The organism is Streptococcus symci, from assembly GCF_006385165.1.
Lineage (GTDB): Bacteria > Bacillota > Bacilli > Lactobacillales > Streptococcaceae > Streptococcus > Streptococcus symci.
Window position 1 is genome coordinate 497,869 of the sequence record NZ_VFJA01000001.1, and the last position, 20,316, is coordinate 518,184.

Here is a 20,316-nt window from a genome sequence, read left to right on the forward strand (position 1 = left end):
ATAGAGGAAAAATTATGGCAGTAATGAAAATCGAGTATTACTCACAAGTTTTGGATATGGAGTGGGGGGTGAATGTCCTCTATCCCGATGCTAATCGAGTTGAAGAACCAGAGTGTAAAGATATTCCCGTCTTGTACCTCTTGCACGGGATGTCTGGCAATCATAATAGTTGGCTTAAGCGAACCAATGTAGAACGCTTGCTTCGAGGCACTAATCTCATCGTTGTTATGCCCAATACCAGCAACGGTTGGTATACCGATACCCAATATGGTTTTGACTATTACACAGCTCTAGCAGAGGAATTGCCACAGGTTCTAAAACGCTTCTTCCCTAATATGACCAGTAAGCGTGAAAAGACCTTTATCGCTGGTCTCTCCATGGGAGGTTACGGCTGTTTCAAACTGGCTCTTGCTACAAATCGTTTTTCTCATGCAGCTAGTTTTTCAGGTGCCCTTAGTTTTCAAGATTTTTCTCCTGAAAGCCAAGATTTGGGAACACCAGCTTATTGGAGAGGTGTTTTTGGAGAGATTAAAGACTGGACAACTAGTCCTTATTCTCTTGAAAGTCTGGCTAAAAAATCGGATAAAAAGACCAAACTTTGGGCTTGGTGTGGCGAGCAGGATTTCTTGTACGAAGCTAATAATCTCGCAGTGAAAAATCTCAAAAAACTAGGTTTTGATGTGACCTATAGCCATAGCGCTGGAACTCACGAATGGTACTATTGGGAAAAACAATTGGAACGGTTTCTAGCAACTCTGCCAATCGATTTCAAATTAGAAGAGAGATTGTCATAATTTAGCTTTCTTTCAGCTTGTTTTAGTAAAATAGACTTTATTTGCTAGAAAGGTGGAGGGACATGCGCTGGATTTTTCGTTTGATAGGGGCTTTCTTTTCTTTTGTGTGGCGTTTGTTTTGGCGTCTAGTTTGGATAGCTTTTCTTTTATGTACTTTTGCTTTTGGACTTCTCTGGTATCTGAACGGGGATTTTCAAGGAGCGCTAAAGCAAGCAGAACGGTCGGTAAAGATTGGTCGACAAAGTATAGATCAATGGGAAAAAACAGGGCAACTGCCTAAGTTGAACCAGACAGATAGCTACCAACATTCTGAAGGAAGGTGGCCACAGGCTTCTGCTCGTATTTACTTGGATCCCCAGATGGATTCACGCTTTCAAGAAGCTTATGTAGAAGCGATTCAGAATTGGAATCAAACTGGTGCTTTTAGCTTTGAAATTGTCACCGAGTCCAGCAAGGTAGATATTTTGGCTACGGAGATGAATGACGGAGGTACTCCTGTGGCAGGAGAGGCAGAAAGTCAGACCAATCTCTTAACAGGGCAATTTTTATCCGTAACGGTGCGTCTGAATCACTATTATCTGTCCAATCCTAACTATGGCTATTCCTATGAGCGTATTGTCCATACGGCAGAACATGAGTTGGGTCATGCGATTGGCTTGGACCATACAGATGAGAAGTCTGTCATGCAACCAGCAGGTTCCTTTTATGGTATCCAGAAAGAGGATGTTGAAAGACTTCGAAAATTATATGAGACCAATGAGTAGGGAACTATCTTTCCCTACTTTTTTGTTATAATGGAACTATGAATAACTTGATTAAATCAAAACTAGAGCTCCTGCCGACCAGCCCTGGTTGCTACATTCACAAGGATAAAAACGGTACCATTATCTATGTAGGAAAGGCTAAAAATCTGCGTAACCGCGTGAGGTCTTATTTCCGTGGAAGTCATGATACCAAAACAGAGTCCTTGGTGTCTGAAATTGTGGATTTTGAATTTATCGTTACGGAGTCTAATATTGAGGCACTTCTCCTAGAAATTAATCTGATCAAGGAAAATAAGCCTAAATACAATATCATGCTCAAGGATGACAAGTCTTATCCTTTCATCAAAATCACCAATGAACGCTATCCTCGTTTGATTATTACCCGACAGGTCAAGAAGGACGGAGGTCTCTACTTTGGACCTTATCCAGATGTGGGGGCGGCCAATGAAATCAAGCGGTTGCTGGATAGGATTTTCCCTTTTCGTAAGTGTACCAATCCACCATCTAAGGTCTGTTTTTACTATCATATCGGTCAATGTATGGCCCACACCATCTGTAAGAAGGATGAGGCCTATTTCAAGTCTATGGCTCAGGAGGTTTCCGATTTTCTAAAAGGGCAGGATGACAAAATCATTGATGACCTAAAGGGCAAAATGGCAGCGGCAGCCCAGACTATGGAATTTGAACGTGCGGCGGAATATCGTGACCTAATTCAGGCTATTGGAACGCTTCGAACCAAGCAACGGGTCATGGCTAAGGATCTCCAAAATCGGGATGTCTTTGGCTACTATGTGGATAAGGGCTGGATGTGTGTGCAGGTTTTCTTTGTCCGTCAGGGTAAGCTCATTGAGCGGGATGTCAATCTATTCCCCTACTACAATGATCCGGACGAGGACTTCTTAACCTATGTGGGACAATTCTATCAAGAAAAATCTCACCTAGTTCCTAATGAGGTGCTGATTCCGCGGGATATCGATGAAGAAGCTGTCAAGGCTTTGGTAGACACCAAGATTCTTAAGCCTCAGCGTGGAGAGAAAAAGCAGCTGGTCAATCTAGCCATCAAAAATGCTCGTGTTAGTCTGGAGCAGAAGTTCAATCTGCTAGAAAAATCTGTCGAAAAGACACAAGGAGCTATTGAAAATCTAGGACGCTTGCTCCAAATTCCGACCCCAGTCCGTATCGAATCTTTCGATAACTCCAACATCATGGGAACCAGTCCTGTTTCAGCCATGGTGGTCTTTGTTAACGGTAAACCGAGTAAGAAGGATTACCGTAAGTACAAGATAAAAACCGTTGTTGGACCGGACGATTATGCCAGCATGAGAGAAGTCGTTCGCAGGCGCTATGGTCGAGTACAGCGTGACGGTTTGACTCCTCCAGATTTGATTGTCATCGATGGGGGACAAGGTCAGGTCAATATCGCCAAGCAAGTCATTCAAGAGGAGCTGGGCTTGGATATCCCCATTGCAGGTCTGCAAAAGAATGATAAGCACCAAACCCATGAATTGCTCTTTGGAGATCCGCTTGAGGTGGTGGAGTTGTCTCGCAATTCTCAGGAATTTTTCCTCCTACAACGTATTCAGGATGAGGTGCACCGCTTTGCCATTACTTTCCACCGCCAACTGCGCTCCAAAAATTCCTTTTCATCACAACTGGATGGAATTGAAGGGCTGGGACCTAAACGCAAGCAGAATCTCATGAAGCATTTCAAGTCTCTCACTAAAATCAAGGAAGCCAGTGTGGATGAGATTGTCGAAGTTGGAGTACCTAGAGCGGTTGCAGAGGCTGTGCAGAGGAAGTTGAATCCGCAGGAAGAAGAGGAATTAGCTCAAGTAGCGGAACAAGGAATAATAGAATGGAGAGAAAATGAGTAAAATAAGTAAAATAAGCAATAAAATATTAGGGACAGTATATGTAATTTCTTATCTCTGCCTTCTTTATTGTCTGTGGATTTGGAATGGACCAATTTTTCTTTTTTTGACGGTTATCTTATTTGGTTTTCCCTTGTTGATAATAGCCCTTCCTTTGTTAGGTTTATGGATATTTACAAAATTGAAATCCCAGATTTTAATTGGTTATATATCGAGTTTATTGAACAGCTATTATCTGTATTTGGTACTTAAAAATTTTCATTTAGAACGAATTACAGATACAGCAGGCCATAAAATTGCTTTATCGTCCGGGCTATCTGTTGCAATTATCATTTTTGATGTGATACTTTTATCAGTTGCTACCTTAGGTTTTTATAAAAATTATATTTTGGTTTTTAAAAAAGAATAATTTGGACCAAGAGATACTATGAAAAATCCCTGCAAGCTCTTTCAAATTATGGTAGAATGGAAGCAGTAGAATTAGAAAAGGAAATCGATTATGAAATTTCTTGAATTAAATAAAAAACGTCATGCAACTAAGCATTTCACTGATAAGCCAGTTGATTCAAAAGATGTGCGTACGGCTATCGAAATTGCAACTTTGGCACCAAGTGCACACAACAGCCAGCCTTGGAAATTTGTAGTTGTGCGTGAGAAAAATACCGAACTGGCAAAATTGGCTTACGGTTCAAACTTTGAACAGGTATCATCAGCGCCTGTAACTATTGCCCTCTTTACAGACACAGATTTGGCTAAACGTGCTCGTAAGATTGCCCGAGTTGGTGGTGCTAATAACTTTTCTGAAGAACAACTTCAATATTTCATGAAGAATTTACCTGCGGAATTTGCCCGTTACAATGAACAACAAGTCAGCGACTATCTAGCCCTCAATGCAGGTTTGGTTGCTATGAACTTGGTTTTAGCTCTTACAGACCAAGGAATCGGATCAAATCTGATTCTTGGTTTTGACAAATCAAAAGTCAACGAAGTCTTGGAAATTGAAGACCGTTTCCGCCCAGAACTCTTGATCACAGTGGGTTACACAGACGAAAAATTGGAACCAAGTTACCGCTTGCCAGTAGATGAAATCATCGAGAAAAGATAGAAAGAAGAAAGAAATGACAACAATTGATTTTACAGCAGAAGTAGAAAAACGCAAAGAAGACCTCTTGGCTGACTTGTTTAGCCTTTTGGAAATCAACTCTGAACGTGATGACAGCAAGGTTGATGCTGAGCATCCATTTGGACCTGGGCCGGTAAAAGCTTTGGAGAAATTCCTTGAAATTGCAGACCGTGATGGCTACCCAACTAAAAATGTTGACAACTATGCAGGACATTTTGAGTTTGGTGAAGGAGAAGAAGTTCTCGGAATCTTTGCCCATATGGATGTGGTTCCAGCTGGTAGCGGTTGGGACACAGACCCTTACACACCAACTATCAAAGAAGGTCGCCTTTATGCGCGTGGGGCTTCGGACGACAAGGGTCCTACAACAGCTTGTTACTATGGTTTGAAAATCATCAAAGAATTGGGTCTTCCAACTTCTAAGAAAGTTCGTTTCATCGTTGGAACAGATGAAGAATCAGGTTGGGCAGACATGGACTACTATTTCGAGCACGTAGGACTTGCAAAACCAGACTTCGGTTTCTCTCCAGACGCTGAATTCCCTATCATCAATGGTGAAAAAGGAAACATCACAGAATACCTCCACTTTGCAGGAGAAAACAATGGTGCCGCTCGTCTTCACAGCTTTACAGGTGGTTTACGTGAAAATATGGTACCAGAATCAGCAACAGCAGTCGTTTCAGGTGATTTGACTGACTTGCAAGGGAAACTAGATGCCTTTGTTGCAGAACACAAGCTTAGAGGAGAACTCCAAGAAGAAGCTGGCCAATACAAGGTGACGATTATTGGTAAATCAGCCCACGGTGCTATGCCTGCTTCAGGTGTCAATGGTGCGACTTACCTAGCCCTCTTCCTTAGCCAGTTCGATTTTGCTGGTCCAGCCAAAGACTACCTTGACATCGCTGGTAAAATTCTCTTGAACGACCATGAGGGTGAAAATCTCAAGATTGCTCATGTGGATGAAAAGATGGGTGCCCTTTCTATGAATGCAGGCGTCTTCCGCTTCGATGAAACAAGCGCTGATAATACCATTGCCCTTAATATCCGCTATCCAAAAGGAACAAGTCCAGAACAAATCAAGTCAATCCTAGAAAACTTGCCGGTCGCTTCTGTTAGCCTTTCTGAACATGGTCACACCCCTCACTATGTGCCAATGGAAGATCCACTTGTCCAAACCTTGTTGAATGTTTATGAAAAACAAACAGGCCTTAAAGGTCATGAGCAAGTCATCGGTGGTGGAACCTTTGGTCGCTTGCTCGAACGCGGAGTTGCCTATGGTGCCATGTTCCCAGACTCGATTGATACCATGCACCAAGCCAATGAATTTATTGCCTTGGATGATCTCTTCCGAGCAGCAGCAATCTATGCCGAAGCTATTTATGAATTGATCAAATAAAACGATAGAAGTCTGAGATTGTATGCTTAGACTTCTTTTTGGAGGGAAAGTAGATGTCTCAAATTGAAAGAATCAAGCAGGCTATTATGGCAGATCCGCAGAATGCTACCTATACAAAGCGTGGCATCGAGCCTCTCTTTGCAGCGCCAAAGACTGCTCGCATCAATATCATCGGTCAAGCGCCTGGTCTTAAAACTCAAGAAGCAGGCCTTTACTGGAAGGACAAAAGTGGTGATCGTTTGCGGGACTGGCTAGGTGTGGATGAAGATACCTTTTACAATTCAGGATATTTTGCTGTTTTGCCTATGGATTTCTACTTTCCAGGGCATGGCAAGTCAGGTGATCTGCCACCGAGAACTGGCTTTGCTGAAAAATGGCATCCGCAGCTCTTGCAAGAATTACCAGATATTCAATTGACCCTCTTGATTGGTCAATATGCCCAGGCCTACTATTTACAGGAAAAAATTAGTGGCAAGGTGACAGAACGCGTAAAACATTACCAGAACTATCTGCCAACCTATTTTCCACTAGTTCACCCCTCACCACGCAATCAAATCTGGATGGCCAAAAATCCTTGGTTTGAGTCAGAAGTGGTGCCAGATTTGAAAAAAAGAATTAAAACCATTTTATAGTCAATGAAAATCAAAGAGCAAACTAGGAAGCTAGCCGCAGGCTGTACTTGAGTACGGTAAGGCGACGCTGACGTGGTTTGAATTTGATTTTCGAAGAGTATTAGGAGAAAAAGAATGAAAGAAATAACCTTTGACGCATTTTACCAGCTTTACCAAAACGATCAACTTTCGCTAATAGATGTGAGAGAAGTGGATGAGTTTGAAGCTCTCCATTTAGAAGGTGCTCATAACCTACCGCTTAGTCAATTGGCTGATATCTATGATCAGTTGGACAAGGATCAGCTGCATTATGTCATTTGTAAATCTGGAATGAGATCGGCGCGTGCTTGCCAATTCTTATCAGAACAAGGTTATGAGGTTATCAATGTCCAAGGTGGCATGTTAGCCTTTGAAGAACTGTAAACATTAGAATTTCTCCTACTTGGTGTGGACTGGGTAGGAGAATTTTATTTTTAGACAATTCTCATTTTTAAGAATCTTGAAAACATTCAATATTTACTTCGTGAAGCTTTTTTCATATTCCTATTCATGATATACTAGGTCAGTATTTTATAAATATGAAGGAGATTTTCATGGCTAAAAAAGGTGCCCTAACAGGCTTACTCCTGTTTGGAATATTTTTTGGTGCGGGGAACTTGATTTTTCCGCCTTCTCTAGGTGCTCTATCTGGAGAACATTTTCTTCCTGCCATCGCAGGTTTTGTCTTTTCAGGCGTCGGTATCGCCGTCTTGACCCTTATTATTGGAACGCTAAATCCTAAAGGATATATCTACGAGATTTCAACAAAGATAGCGCCTTGGTTTGCGACTCTTTACCTCTCAGTTCTTTACTTGTCAATCGGTCCATTCTTTGCTATCCCACGTACAGCTACAACAGCTTATGAAGTCGGGATTAGCCCCCTTTTGTCGGATGCTAATAAAGGTCTTGGATTGATTGTCTTTACGGTTCTGTATTTTGCGGCAGCCTATTTGATTTCGCTTAATCCATCAAAAATCTTGGACCGTATCGGTCGTATTTTAACGCCAGTCTTTGCGATTTTGATTGTCATCTTGGTTGTACTAGGAGCTTTCAAATACGGTGGAACAAGTCCTCAAGCTGCTTCAGCTGCTTATCAAGCTTCTGCTTTTGGTACAGGTTTCTTAGAAGGTTACAATACCTTGGATGCCCTTGCCTCAGTTGCCTTTAGTGTAATCGCAGTTCAAACCTTGAAACAACTTGGATTTTCAAGTAAGAAAGAATACATTTCAACTATTTGGGTTGTTGGTATCGTTGTAGCCCTTGCTTTCAGCGCTCTTTACATCGGTTTAGGTTTCCTTGGAAATCATTTCCCAGTACCAGCTGAAGCGATGAAGGGTGGAACACCAGGTGTTTACATCTTGTCACAAGCCACTCAAGAAATCTTTGGCTCAACAGCTCAACTCTTCCTTGCAGCTATGGTTACCGTAACCTGCTTCACAACAACAGTTGGTTTGATTGTGTCAACAGCTGAGTTCTTTAATGAGCGTTTCCCACAAATCAGCTACAAGGTTTATGCGACAGCCTTTACTTTGATTGGATTTGCCATTGCTAATTTGGGTCTTGATGCGATTATCAAGTACTCCATTCCAGTACTGGTTATCTTGTATCCAATCACGATTGCCATCGTCATGATTGTCATTGTCAACAAATTTGTGGCTCTTTCAAAACCAGGTATGCAGTTGACAATTGCTGTTGTTACAGCTATTGCCATTGCAAGCGTATTAGGAAGCTCATTTAAAGTTGAGTTTCTTGCGAATCTTGTCAATGCTCTTCCTTTTGCTAAGGCATCACTCCCATGGTTGGTCCCAGCCATTGTCGGAATCTTGCTCTCATTGGTTCTACCAAACAAGCAAGAAAGTGATGTTTTTGAGATGGAATAAAAAAACCTTGGCATAAGCCGAGGTTTTTTTATTTTTGTAAAAGACACTTAGTTAGTTTTTTCAGTATATCCAAGATCTTTTAACATTTTCTTAGAAGCAGTAAAGCTAACATAGTTACCTACGCCTGAGTATTCTTCTGGTAAGGCTTTTCTAAGTTCGTCAATACTTGCGACTGTGAAGTCGACTTCAGCATCTTGAACGACCTTTCCATCTTTGATTTTGATGCTATGAGTAACACCTTTGAGGCCTTGATATCCTTTATAAGTTTTTTCAACAAATGCTTTAAGAGTTTCAGCAGTAGTATCAAGAGCCTCTGGATCATAGACATTATGACCTGATTGTTTCAATACTTTGTCTCCATCTACAGTGTAGGTTAAAGTAGAATTAAAGCCAGTACGAGTATCATTTACAAAGGTCACAGTTTTTACTTCAGATTTGTTTTCTGTAGCTTGCTGGCTAGTAGATTCTACCTGAGTAGTTTCACTTTTTGCTGAGCTAGTTGATGAGGTTGTTGATTGTTTTGAACATCCCAATAAGATAGCTAATGGTAGAGCTATACAAAGAGTCATTTTAAAATATTTGTTCATGTCTTTTTCTTTCATAATCAAAGTATTTTGTATTATAACATGATTCTACTACAAAATCAACTAGATCTCCCCTCTCATATGGCCTGACAACGAATAGAAACTAGTCTGACAATTAAAGTTTTATCTCTATCTATTTCAAAGAACTTTTATCGTATGGCTTTATAAGTGTATGAAGTTTTAAATGCACTTTTTATGGGACTGAGAGGGGGCTATTGGACTCATCGGTCAGGACTATAAAAAAATACCCCAAGAGTCAGAGTTGTGTCTAACTTTTGGGGTGGACCTACACTAGTCTATATGAAATTTTAGGGGATTAGTTTGTCTTTTCAGTGAATCCCAGTGTCTCTAGTCCATTTTTAGTGATTGAGAAACTGACACGATTTCCAATACCAGGATATTCTTCAGGGAGTGCTTTTCTAAGTTCGTCAAGGCTTGCAGTTGAGTAATCAACTTCGAGATCTTGAACAACTTTTCCATCTTTGATTTCAATGGTTTGTTTAACACCTTTTAGCCCGTAATAACCTTTATAGGTATCCTCGAGTGTACTCTTGACCTCTTCTGGAGTTGCACCAAGGATTTCAGGATCTGCAACATTCTGACCGGTTTGCTTGGTAACATTGTCGCCTTCTACAGTATAAACCAAGGTAGAAGTGATTCCAGGATTGCTTTTGTTGACAAAAGTATGTGTCTTGGCTGTTTCTTTCTTCTCAGAAGATTGCTCAGTGCTTTGTTTGCTCTCACTTGACTGAGTTGTTGTGTCTTCTTTAGAACTGCTGTTTGCAGGTGTTGATGCTTGTTTGGAACATCCGAGCAGGAGGACAAGTGAAGCCACAAGGGCTAGCGATACTTTAAAGTATGATTTCATATTTGTTACTTTCCTTTCATAATCAAAGTATTTGTATTATAACATGGATCTATAGTGAAAGCAACTAAACACAGTTTTTCTCCTTTTGAGAAGGAGTCTGACTAGAAAAATGTTATAATAGGTAGCAAAAGAGGTGAAGAAATGAATCAAACAGTAGAATATATCAAAGAACTGACAGCCATTGCGTCGCCAACAGGCTTCACTCGGGAGGTTTCGGACTATTTAGTCAAGACTCTAGAAGGTTTTGGTTACCAGCCGGTTCGCACAGCTAAGGGTGGTGTCAATGTGACCATCAAAGGTCAAAATGATGAGGAGCATCGCTATGTGACTGCCCATGTGGATACGCTGGGTGCTATTGTCCGTGCTGTCAAATCAGATGGCCGTCTCAAAATGGACCGTATCGGTGGTTTCCCTTGGAACATGATTGAAGGAGAAAACTGTACCGTTCATGTGGCTAGCACAGGTGAAAAAGTATCAGGAACCATCCTCATCCACCAGACTTCTTGCCATGTCTATAAGGATGCAGGAACTGCAGAACGCACGCAGGACAATATGGAAGTGCGTTTGGATGTAAAAGTGACCAATGAAAAAGAAACTCGTGCCTTGGGGATTGAGGTCGGTGATTTTATCAGCTTTGATCCACGAACTGTCGTGACAGAGACAGGTTTTATCAAGTCTCGTCATTTGGATGATAAGGTCAGCGCAGCGATCTTGCTTAACCTGCTTCGTATTTATAAGGAAGAGAAGATTGAATTGCCCGTAACAACTCATTTTGCTTTTTCAGTCTTTGAAGAAGTGGGGCATGGTGCTAATTCTAACATTCCTGCTCAGGTAGTAGAATATCTGGCTGTGGATATGGGAGCTATGGGAGATGACCAGCAAACAGACGAATATACAGTGTCTATCTGTGTCAAGGATGCTTCTGGACCTTATCACTACGACTTCCGTCAACACTTGGTTGCTTTGGCTAAAGAGCAAGATATTCCATTTAAGCTGGATATCTATCCATTTTATGGTTCGGACGCTTCAGCAGCTATGTCTGCAGGGGCAGAAGTCAAACACGCCCTTCTCGGTGCTGGTATCGAGTCTAGCCACTCATATGAGCGCACTCATATTGACTCGGTGGTCGCAACGGAACGTATGGTTGATGCTTATCTTAAGAGCATATTGGTAGACTAATATGTGTTTGATTTGCCAGAGAATTGAGCTCATTAAAGCTGGGGAAAATCCCTACTTTGTGAGAGAACTAGAAACAGGCTATCTTGTGATTGGAGACCACCAGTATTTTGCAGGCTATAGTCTCTTTCTAGCCAAGGAACACGTCACCGAATTGCATCATTTAGAGAAGGAAACTAGAATCCGTTTTCTAGAGGAAATGAGTTTAGTCCAAGAGGCAGTTGCCAAGGCCTTTACTGCCGAGAAAATGAATATCGAACTGCTAGGAAATGGTGATGCCCATCTTCATTGGCATCTGTTTCCTAGACGAAGAGGTGATATGAATGGCCATGGTCTCAAGGGACGTGGTCCAGTCTGGTGGGTTCCCTTTGAAGAAATGACAGCAGAAACCTGCCAAGCAAAACCTGACGAGATTGAAAAATTAGTCAAACGTTTATCGCCAGAAGTAGACAACCTATTAGAAATAAAGGAGTAGAAATGAAAAAAAGATACCTTGTCTTGACAGCCTTGCTAGCCTTGAGTCTAGCAGCTTGTTCACAAGAAAAAGCAAAAAATGAAGATGGAGCAGCTAAGACAGAACAAACAGCTAAAGCTGATGGAACAGTCGGAAATAAGACTCAAGAAGCCACCCAGAAAAAAGCAGAAGTGGTTAATAAAGGTGACTACTACAGTATTCAAGGGAAATACGATGAAATTATCGTAGCAAATAAACACTATCCATTATCGAAAAACTACAATCCAGGTGAAAATCCAACAGCCAAGGCTGAGTTGGTCAAACTCATCAAAGCGATGCAAGAGGCAGGCTTCCCAATTAGTGATCAATACAGTGGTTTTAGAAGTTACGAGACTCAGACTAACCTCTATCAAGATTATGTCAATAAAGATGGAAAGGCTGCAGCAGACCGTTACTCTGCCCGCCCTGGCTATAGCGAGCACCAGACAGGCTTGGCCTTTGATGTGATTGGGACAAATGGTGATTTGGTGACAGAAGAAAAAGCGGCCCAATGGCTCTTGGACCATGCGGCTGATTATGGTTTTGTTGTCCGTTATCTTAAAGGTAAGGAAAAGGAAACAGGCTATATGGCTGAGGAATGGCACCTTCGTTATGTCGGAAAAGAGGCTAAAGAGATTGCAGCTAGTGGCCTCAGTTTGGAAGAGTATTTCGGCTTTGAAGGTGGAGATTACGTCGATTAAAAAATAAACTTTTCTCTTGCAATTCCAGATAAATAGTGTATAATAGATGAGTATGTGTAAAGCATACTTGTGGGAGGTAAAAATCTTTAATTACCGCCAAAACCACAAAGGAGGATTTAAAAATGGCTAAAAAAGTCGAAAAACTTGTAAAATTGCAAATCCCTGCTGGTAAAGCTACACCAGCTCCACCGGTTGGACCTGCTCTTGGTCAAGCTGGTATCAACATCATGGGATTCACAAAAGAGTTCAACGCTCGTACAGCTGACCAAGCTGGTATGATCATTCCAGTTGTTATCTCAGTTTACGAAGATAAATCATTTACTTTCATCACTAAAACACCACCAGCTGCTGTTCTTTTGAAAAAAGCTGCAGGTGTTGAAAAAGGATCAGGTACACCTAACAAAACTAAAGTTGCTACAGTTACTCGTGCACAAGTACAAGAAATTGCAGAAACTAAGATGCCAGATTTGAACGCAGCAAACATTGAGTCTGCAATGCGTATGATCGAAGGTACTGCTCGTTCTATGGGATTCACTGTTGTTGACTAATCAATAACACGGTAGAAAATCTCACAGCAGTCTATTAGTTGCTTTTCATACTAGGCAAGTGACTGATGCTTGTACATGAGTACAGCAAGGGAGCTTAACGAAGTAGGAAAAGAAAAATAATAGACTGAAAACCCGCAAGACTTCATCATTTCGAGGAGTGACGTGGGAGATGAAAATCGATTGAACCACTTACAAGGAGAATAGAAAATGGCTAAAAAAAGCAAACAACTTCGTGCTGCTCTTGAGAAAATCGACAGCACAAAAGCATACAGCGTAGAAGAAGCTGTAGCACTTGCAAAAGAAACTAACTTTGCAAAATTTGACGCAACTGTAGAAGTTGCTTACAACTTGAACATCGACGTTAAAAAAGCTGACCAACAAATCCGTGGAGCAATGGTATTGCCAAACGGTACTGGTAAAACTTCACGCGTTCTTGTTTTCGCACGTGGTGCAAAAGCTGAAGAAGCAAAGGCTGCTGGTGCAGACTTTGTTGGTGAAGATGACCTTGTTGCTAAAATCAACGACGGTTGGTTGGACTTCGACGTAGTTATCGCTACACCTGATATGATGGCTCTTGTTGGACGTCTTGGACGTGTCCTTGGGCCACGTAACTTGATGCCAAACCCTAAAACTGGTACTGTAACAATGGATGTTGCTAAAGCAGTTGAAGAGTCTAAAGGTGGTAAAATCACTTACCGTGCTGACCGTGCAGGTAACGTTCAAGCAATCATTGGTAAAGTATCATTTGAAGCTGAAAAATTGGTTGAAAACTTCAAAGCTTTCAACGAAACAATCCAAAAAGCAAAACCAGCTACAGCTAAAGGAACTTACGTAACAAACTTGACTATCACAACTACTCAAGGTGTTGGTATCAAAGTTGACGTAAACTCACTTTAATCAGTAGTTTATATCAGAGAACGAGTACGAAAGTACTCGTTTTTTTTAGGTGCGACGAACATTCCGTTCATCTGAGGTGTAAATCCTCTGCGGGGATCATATACTAGTAAACCCAAAAGTGATTCCCAAGTCTAACTATTGTGAGTAGCTGATCGAACGGAATTAGGATAGACTGTTTAAGTCTGACGTTGGAAATAAGAATCGGCAGAGAAAGAGATAGAGAAATCTTGGCTCTATGAATAGGCACGTGATAGTAAAGCGTATATAGCGGATAAGGAGGCCGGCAACTCTAAAGTACCAATATGTTATCGTAACCTATATGCGTAAACTACATGAGCAATTGAATTCGATCTAGAGAGGTGATTAATAGATTTTTGCTATAATCATGGCAGACTGTATGCGTTTGATTATAGTTCATCAAAAAATAGATTAGAATTGTTAGATAATATCATTTTATGTTATAATGAAGAAAAAACAGAGGTGTTCAAATGTCAGAAGCAGGTCATAAGTTTTTAGCAAAACTGGGGAAAAAACGCTTACGTCCAGGTGGAAAACGTGCCACAGATTGGTTAATTGCGGAAGGAGGATTTTCAAAAGAAAAGAGAATATTAGAGGTTGCGTGTAATAGGGGAACTACAGCAATTGAGTTGGCACAGCGTTTTGGTTGTAAGATAACTGCTGTTGATATGGATGGACAAGCCTTAGAAGTGGCTAAAAAATCTGCTGAAACGGCAGGTGTTGCTCATTTAATCAGTTTTGAAAGAGCTAATGCAATGAAACTTCCTTATGAAGATGCTAGTTTTGATATTGTTATAAATGAAGCTATGCTGACTATGCAAGCCGATCAAGCTAAGAAAAAATGTGTAATGGAATATCTAAGGGTTTTAAAACCTGAAGGTCTTCTTTTGACACATGATGTGCTTCTTAAGGAAGCTAAAGAGTCTGTCAGACAGGAACTGTCACAAGCAATTCATGTAAATGTAGGCCCTTTAACTCAAGATGGTTGGGAACAGGTGATGATAGAATCAGGCTATCGTGATGTGAAAGTATTGACTGGTGAAATGACCTTAATGAAATTTTCAGGTATGATTTATGACGAAGGTTGGCTAGGAACGTTGAAAATTTGTGTAAATGCTTGTAAAAAGGAGAATAGAAAGCAGTTTTTAACTATGTATAAAATGTTTAATAAGAATAAAAAGAACTTGGGCTTTATTGCTATGGCTAGTCATAAATCGTCAAATCGTTAGATAATTATTGAAGTTAACTTTTCCTTTTTTCTTTCTTAAAAAATATGCTATAATAGAGAGTAAAAACTTTGAAAGAAAGAAAAAGATGAATTTAAAAGATTACATTGCAACAATTGAAAATTATCCTAAGGAAGGCATTACCTTCCGTGATATCAGTCCTTTGATGGCTGATGGGAATGCTTACAGCTATGCTGTTCGTGAAATCGTTCAGTATGCGACTGACAAGAAAATTGACATGATTGTAGGTCCTGAAGCTCGTGGTTTTATCGTGGGCTGTCCAGTTGCCTTTGAGTTGGGAATTGGTTTTGCACCTGTTCGTAAACCAGGTAAATTGCCACGCGAAGTTATTTCTGCTGACTACGAAAAAGAATACGGTGTTGATACCTTGACTATGCATGCTGATGCCATCAAGCCAGGTCAACGTGTTCTTATTGTGGATGACCTCTTGGCAACAGGTGGAACTGTTAAGGCAACCATCGAGATGATTGAAAAACTTGGTGGTGTTGTAGCAGGTTGTGCCTTCCTTGTTGAATTGGATGAATTGAACGGCCGTGAAAAAATCGGTGACTACGATTACAAAGTTCTTATGCATTATTAATGAAAAACAGTCCCTAGGGCTGTTTTCTCTACATTAGGATATAAAAATAGACTATAGCTAGTTAGAGAAAAAGTATAATTGAAAACTATATCTTCTTGCAGTATAATAAAAGGACTAAGTGTTTGAGATTTAGTTTCATACTCAATGAAAATCAAAGAGCAAACTAGGAAACTAGCCGTAGGCTGTACTTGAGTACGGCAAGGCAACGTTGACGCGGTTTGAATTTGATTTTCGAAGAGTTTCAAACATATGCAATGATTCCTGAAAGAGTACAGTTAGGAGAGGGTTATGCCGATTCGAATTGATAAAAAATTGCCAGCTGTTGAGATTTTACGGACAGAGAATATCTTTGTCATGGATGATCAACGTGCGGCCCACCAAGATATCCGTCCCTTGAAGATTTTAATTTTAAATCTCATGCCACAAAAAATGGTCACAGAGACTCAATTGTTGCGCCACTTGGCTAATACGCCCCTGCAACTGGATATTGATTTTCTCTATATGGAGAGTCACCGTTCTAAAACAACTCGTTCAGAGCACATGGAGACCTTTTATAAAACTTTTCCTGAAGTCAAGGATGAGTATTTTGATGGGATGATTATCACAGGTGCTCCAGTTGAGCATTTACCATTTGAGGAAGTGGACTATTGGGAGGAATTCAGTCAGGTAATCGAGTGGTCCAAGACCCATGTCTATTCGACCCTTCATATCTGTTGGGGGGCTCAGGCTGGTCTTTATTTGCGCTATGGGGTGGAAAAATACCAGATGGACAGTAAGTTATCAGGTATTTATCCTCAGGATACTTTAAAGGAAGGTCATCTTCTCTTTAGAGGCTTTGACGATAGCTATGTATCCCCTCATTCTCGGCACACGGAGATTTCTAAGGAAGAAATCTTAAACAAAACCAATCTTGAAATTTTATCAGAAGGACCTCAGGTTGGAGTTTCTATTTTGGCCAGTCGTGATTTGCGAGAAATTTATAGTTTTGGGCATTTGGAATATGACCGTGATACCTTGGCAAAAGAGTATTTTAGGGACCGTGATGCAGGTTTAGACCCACATATTCCAGAAAATTACTTTAAGGATGATGATGTCAACCAGACACCTTGTCTTTGTTGGTCTTCATCAGCAGCCCTCTTTTTCAGTAACTGGGTGAATTATGCCGTCTATCAGGAAACCCCTTTTGATTGGAGAAAAATAGAAGATGATGCATCTGCTTTTGGGTATTTATAAGAGGAATTATGACATATTTAGACGCTTTTAAATCAGGGAACTTGGTTTTACCGAGTGCCCTGCTCTTGCATTTTAAGGAACTATTTCCTTCTAGCGATGATTTTCTGGTCTGGCAATTTTTCTATTTGCAAAATACGACAGGTTTGGATGAAATGTCGCCAAGCCAGATTGCTGAAAGGATTGGCAAGGAAATTTCGGATGTCAATCAGGCCATTTCCAATCTGACCGAGAGGGGGCTGCTTCAGTATCGTACTATCGAATTAAATGGCGAAATTGAATTGCTGTTTGATGCTAGTTTGGCTTTGGAACGTTTGGATGACTTGCTTGGAGCCGCTCATTCGAGTTCAGACCAGTTGACACCTCAAAATCAGCTCAAGGATTTGGTGGAAACCTTCCAGCAGGAGTTGGGACGCTTGTTGACACCTTTTGAGATTGAGGATTTGACCAAGACACTAAAAGAAGATGGGACCAGTGCTGACTTGATTAAGGAAGCTCTTCGTGAAGCTGTTTTGAATGGCAAACCAAACTGGAAGTATATCCAGGCGATTTTGAGAAATTGGCGTCATGAAGGCATCCAATCTGTAGCTCAAGTGGAGGCTAAACGAGCAGAAAGAGAAGCAAGCAATCCTCAGTTGACACAGGTATCTGCAGATTTCAGAAATGCTATGGATCTCTGGAAGGATTAATCGTTGGAAGCAGGCTTGAAATCCGAGTAAGATTTGCAAGCTGTGTATAATTGTGATAAAATAAATAGAAAATAAATTGAAAAAAGAGGTATGTGAAATGTCACGTAAACCATTTATCGCTGGTAACTGGAAAATGAACAAAAATCCAGAAGAAGCTAAAGCATTTGTTGAAGCAGTTGCATCAAAACTTCCTTCATCAGATCTTGTTGAAGCAGGTATCGCTGCTCCAGCTCTTGATTTGACAACTGTTATTGCTGCTGCAAAAGGTTCAAACCTTAAAGTTGCTGCTCAAAACTGCTACTTTGAAAATGCAGGTGCTTTTACTGGTGAAACTAGCCCACAAGTTTTGAAAGAAATCGGTACTGACTACGTTGTTATCGGTCACTCAGAACGCCGTGACTACTTCCATGAAACTGACGAAGATATCAACAAAAAAGCAAAAGCAATCTTTGCAAACGGTATGCTTCCAATCATCTGTTGTGGTGAGTCACTTGAAACTTACGAAGCTGGTAAAGCTGCTGAATTTGTAGGTGCTCAAGTATCTGCTGCATTGGCTGGCTTGACTGCTGAACAAGTTGCTGCATCAGTTATCGCTTACGAGCCAATCTGGGCTATTGGTACTGGTAAATCAGCTTCACAAGACGACGCACAAAAAATGTGTAAAGTTGTTCGTGACGTTGTAGCTGCTGACTTTGGTCAAGAAGTTGCGGACAAAGTTCGTGTTCAATACGGTGGTTCTGTTAAACCTGAAAACGTTGCTTCATACATGGCTTGCCCAGACGTTGACGGTGCCCTTGTTGGTGGTGCGTCACTTGAAGCTGAAAGCTTCTTAGCATTGCTTGACTTTGTAAAATAATCTAGGTTATTCCAGACAGACAGTTAAAAGTACTAGGTGACTTTGACTGCCTGTCTTGTTTTTGTTTGTAGCGTTTTTGTGAAATAGGAAGTTTTTCCTACAGGAGCTGGTAAGACAACCTTGATCAATCTACTCATGCGTTTTTACGATGTTAGAGCAGGTTCTATCTTGGTTGACGGGTAGAATATTCGCAAATTGTCACGCCAAGAGTACCGCCGTCAGTTTGGGATGGTCTTGCAGGATGCTTGGCACTACGAAAGTATTATCAAAGAAAGTCTCCGTTTTTGAAATCTTGAAGCTAGTGACGAAGAAATAATGGAAGCTGCCAAAGTGGCTAATATAGATCACTTTATCCTAACTCTTCCTGGTGGTTATAACATGGAGATGAACCAAGATTCCAGCAATATTTCCCTCGGGCAAAAACAACTGTTGACCATCGCGCTTGCTATTCTAGCTAATCCTAAAATTCTCATTTTGGATGAGGCGACTTCCTCTATTGATACCCGTTTGGAACTTTTGATTCAAAAAGCTATGAAAGGGTTGATGAAAGGAAGGAACAGTTTTGTCATCGCCCGCTGTCTCTCGACCATTCAAGAAGCAAATGAGATTCTCGTTCTTAAGGATGGACAGATTATTGAGCAGGGAAATCACGAAAGTGTACTCCAAGCGAAAGGTTTTTTATTATGATCTTTACCATAGTCAATTTTCAAGTAAATCTTATAAAGTGAGCTAATCAGAACTAACTAAACTTTTCTTAAATTATCAGTCTATTGCAACTTTTCTCATGTGAGTCATTTGGCTTGCTATTGGTTTTCCTTAGTAGTATACTAAGGTAGTAATCATTAAGAAGTGGTTACAAATAATAATGAATGAGGTAAAATAAAATGGTAGAATTGAAAAAAGAAGCAGTAAAAGACGTAACATCATTGACAAAAGCAGCGCCAGTAGCATTGGCAAAAACAAAGGAAGTCTTGAACCAAGCTGTTGCTGATTTGTATGTAGCTCACGTTGCTTTGCACCAAGTGCACTGGTACATGCGTGGTCGCGGTTTCCTTGTATGGCATCCAAAAATGGATGAGTATATGGAAGCTCTTGATGGTCAATTAGATGAAATCAGCGAACGCTTGATTACACTTGGTGGAAGCCCATTCTCTACATTGACAGAATTCCTTCAAAACAGTGAAATCGAAGAAGAAGCTGGTGAATACCGTAATGTTGAAGAAAGCTTGGAACGTGTCCTTGCTATCTACCGTTACTTGTCAGAACTCTTCCAAAAAGGTTTGAATGTCACTGATGAAGAGGGTGACGATGTGACAAACGGTATCTTCTCAGATGCTAAAACTGAAACTGATAAAACAATCTGGATGCTTGCCGCAGAACTTGGACAAGCACCTGGTTTGTAAGATAAATGCATCCCTTTCTATCATGAGTTTCTGTATCACTACTCATGATAAACTATCTTTTAAAAATCATGTAGCAGACAAAGCTACATGATTTTTTCTTTGCTTCTCCGGCGACTCATTTGTCAAAATGCTGATTTTAAGGTATAATAGTTGCTGTTCGAGAAATTTTGATTTTCAAAGAATAGTGAATGATGATAAGGAGAAACCATGAACAACTTACCAAATTGCCCAAAATGTAACTCAGAGTATGTCTACGAAGACGGTGCTCTACTGGTTTGCCCAGAGTGTGCTTATGAGTGGAATCCTGCTGAAGTTGCAGATGTAGAAGAGGGCCTTGTTGCTATCGATGCCAACGGGAATAAATTGGCTGACGGTGATACTGTAACCCTCATCAAGGACTTGAAAGTAAAAGGTGCGCCAAAAGATTTGAAACAAGGGACGCGCGTGAAAAATATCCGCATCGTAGAAGGCGACCACAATATCGACTGTAAAATCGATGGTTTCGGTGCCATGAAACTCAAATCAGAGTTTGTGAAGAAAATTTAAGC

The 20,316-nt window shown here is 40.7% G+C and carries 23 protein-coding genes and 1 pseudogene; 22 read left to right on the plus strand and 2 right to left on the minus strand.

Annotation, left to right across the window (positions count from 1 at the left end):
* Positions 1–14: 14 nt before the first annotated feature.
* The 9 genes from FJN11_RS02295 to brnQ all read left to right on the plus strand — a co-directional run bounded on the left by FJN11_RS02295 (position 15) and on the right by brnQ (position 8,478).
* On the plus strand, positions 15–794 hold the full coding sequence (locus FJN11_RS02295; protein ID WP_140223958.1) for an alpha/beta hydrolase: 780 nt from the start codon (positions 15–17) through the stop codon (positions 792–794).
* 62 nt (positions 795–856) lie between these two features.
* A complete protein-coding gene (locus tag FJN11_RS02300) occupies positions 857–1,558 on the plus strand; it encodes a M57 family metalloprotease (protein ID WP_140223959.1) in 702 nt (233 codons plus the stop codon).
* A 38-nt stretch (positions 1,559–1,596) separates the two neighbouring features.
* A complete protein-coding gene (gene uvrC, locus FJN11_RS02305) occupies positions 1,597–3,432 on the plus strand; it encodes an excinuclease ABC subunit UvrC (protein WP_140223960.1) in 1,836 nt (611 codons plus the stop codon).
* The gene (locus FJN11_RS02310) at positions 3,425–3,838 is read left to right on the plus strand and encodes a hypothetical protein (protein WP_236253685.1); all 414 of its coding nucleotides are present in this window, start codon (positions 3,425–3,427) and stop codon (positions 3,836–3,838) included. The genes uvrC and FJN11_RS02310 overlap by 8 nt, the downstream gene beginning before the upstream one ends.
* A gap of 90 nt (positions 3,839–3,928) precedes the next feature.
* Entirely contained in the window at positions 3,929–4,534 is a 606-nt protein-coding gene (locus FJN11_RS02315) for a nitroreductase family protein (RefSeq protein WP_140223961.1), read from the plus strand.
* Between the two features lie 13 nt (positions 4,535–4,547).
* On the plus strand, positions 4,548–5,948 hold the full coding sequence (pepV, locus tag FJN11_RS02320) for a dipeptidase PepV (RefSeq protein ID WP_140223962.1): 1,401 nt from the start codon (positions 4,548–4,550) through the stop codon (positions 5,946–5,948).
* Between the two features lie 53 nt (positions 5,949–6,001).
* Positions 6,002–6,580, plus strand: coding sequence for a uracil-DNA glycosylase family protein (locus FJN11_RS02325; protein WP_125429439.1), 579 nt, complete (start codon positions 6,002–6,004; stop codon positions 6,578–6,580).
* 114 nt (positions 6,581–6,694) lie between these two features.
* Positions 6,695–6,982, plus strand: coding sequence for a rhodanese-like domain-containing protein (locus FJN11_RS02335; RefSeq protein WP_140223963.1), 288 nt, complete (start codon positions 6,695–6,697; stop codon positions 6,980–6,982).
* Positions 6,983–7,152: 170 nt separating this feature from the next.
* Positions 7,153–8,478: a branched-chain amino acid transport system II carrier protein gene (gene brnQ, locus FJN11_RS02340; protein WP_001074581.1), complete on the plus strand. Its 1,326-nt coding sequence runs from the start codon at positions 7,153–7,155 to the stop codon at positions 8,476–8,478.
* 47 nt (positions 8,479–8,525) lie between these two features.
* Here brnQ and FJN11_RS02345 read toward each other — a convergent pair whose 3' ends face one another.
* Entirely contained in the window at positions 8,526–9,065 is a 540-nt protein-coding gene (locus FJN11_RS02345) for a DUF1307 domain-containing protein (protein WP_049551993.1), read from the minus strand.
* Positions 9,066–9,378: 313 nt separating this feature from the next.
* Positions 9,379–9,930, minus strand: coding sequence for a DUF1307 domain-containing protein (locus tag FJN11_RS02350; protein WP_042750447.1), 552 nt, complete (start codon positions 9,928–9,930; stop codon positions 9,379–9,381).
* A 141-nt stretch (positions 9,931–10,071) separates the two neighbouring features.
* On the opposite strand from FJN11_RS02350, the gene FJN11_RS02355 reads away from it, so the two are divergent.
* From FJN11_RS02355 to FJN11_RS02425, 13 genes and pseudogenes are all read left to right on the plus strand, one after another.
* Positions 10,072–11,109, plus strand: a complete 1,038-nt coding sequence (locus FJN11_RS02355; protein WP_070842643.1) for a M42 family metallopeptidase — start codon at positions 10,072–10,074, stop codon at positions 11,107–11,109.
* 1 nt (position 11,110) lies between these two features.
* Positions 11,111–11,581 carry an HIT family protein gene (locus tag FJN11_RS02360; RefSeq protein ID WP_140223964.1) on the plus strand — a complete coding sequence of 157 codons (471 nt, stop codon included), beginning with the start codon at positions 11,111–11,113 and terminating at the stop codon, positions 11,579–11,581.
* 2 nt (positions 11,582–11,583) lie between these two features.
* Positions 11,584–12,300, plus strand: a complete 717-nt coding sequence (gene ldcB / locus FJN11_RS02365; protein ID WP_140223965.1) for an LD-carboxypeptidase LdcB/DacB — start codon at positions 11,584–11,586, stop codon at positions 12,298–12,300.
* Between the two features lie 122 nt (positions 12,301–12,422).
* Positions 12,423–12,848 (plus strand): 50S ribosomal protein L11, encoded by a 426-nt coding sequence (rplK, locus tag FJN11_RS02370; protein WP_001085806.1) that lies wholly within the window; start codon positions 12,423–12,425, stop codon positions 12,846–12,848.
* Between the two features lie 207 nt (positions 12,849–13,055).
* Entirely contained in the window at positions 13,056–13,745 is a 690-nt protein-coding gene (gene rplA / locus FJN11_RS02375; protein WP_001085675.1) for a 50S ribosomal protein L1, read from the plus strand.
* A 488-nt stretch (positions 13,746–14,233) separates the two neighbouring features.
* On the plus strand, positions 14,234–14,992 hold the full coding sequence (locus FJN11_RS02380) for a class I SAM-dependent methyltransferase (protein WP_049551995.1): 759 nt from the start codon (positions 14,234–14,236) through the stop codon (positions 14,990–14,992).
* Positions 14,993–15,077: 85 nt separating this feature from the next.
* Entirely contained in the window at positions 15,078–15,590 is a 513-nt protein-coding gene (locus FJN11_RS02385; protein ID WP_001049318.1) for an adenine phosphoribosyltransferase, read from the plus strand.
* 288 nt (positions 15,591–15,878) lie between these two features.
* Positions 15,879–16,823, plus strand: coding sequence for a homoserine O-acetyltransferase MetA (gene metA, locus FJN11_RS02395; protein WP_049492384.1), 945 nt, complete (start codon positions 15,879–15,881; stop codon positions 16,821–16,823).
* A gap of 8 nt (positions 16,824–16,831) precedes the next feature.
* A complete protein-coding gene (locus tag FJN11_RS02400) occupies positions 16,832–17,509 on the plus strand; it encodes a DnaD domain-containing protein (protein ID WP_140223966.1) in 678 nt (225 codons plus the stop codon).
* 97 nt (positions 17,510–17,606) lie between these two features.
* Positions 17,607–18,365 carry a triose-phosphate isomerase gene (tpiA, locus tag FJN11_RS02405; RefSeq protein ID WP_140223967.1) on the plus strand — a complete coding sequence of 253 codons (759 nt, stop codon included), beginning with the start codon at positions 17,607–17,609 and terminating at the stop codon, positions 18,363–18,365.
* 90 nt (positions 18,366–18,455) lie between these two features.
* Positions 18,456–19,098 (plus strand): annotated as a pseudogene (locus tag FJN11_RS02410) (ABC transporter ATP-binding protein); the annotation flags it as partial.
* 151 nt (positions 19,099–19,249) lie between these two features.
* Positions 19,250–19,768, plus strand: coding sequence for a Dps family protein (locus FJN11_RS02415; RefSeq protein ID WP_140223968.1), 519 nt, complete (start codon positions 19,250–19,252; stop codon positions 19,766–19,768).
* Positions 19,769–19,975: 207 nt separating this feature from the next.
* Positions 19,976–20,314, plus strand: a complete 339-nt coding sequence (locus FJN11_RS02425) for a zinc ribbon domain-containing protein YjdM (RefSeq protein ID WP_001061596.1) — start codon at positions 19,976–19,978, stop codon at positions 20,312–20,314.
* Positions 20,315–20,316 lie beyond the last annotated feature (2 nt).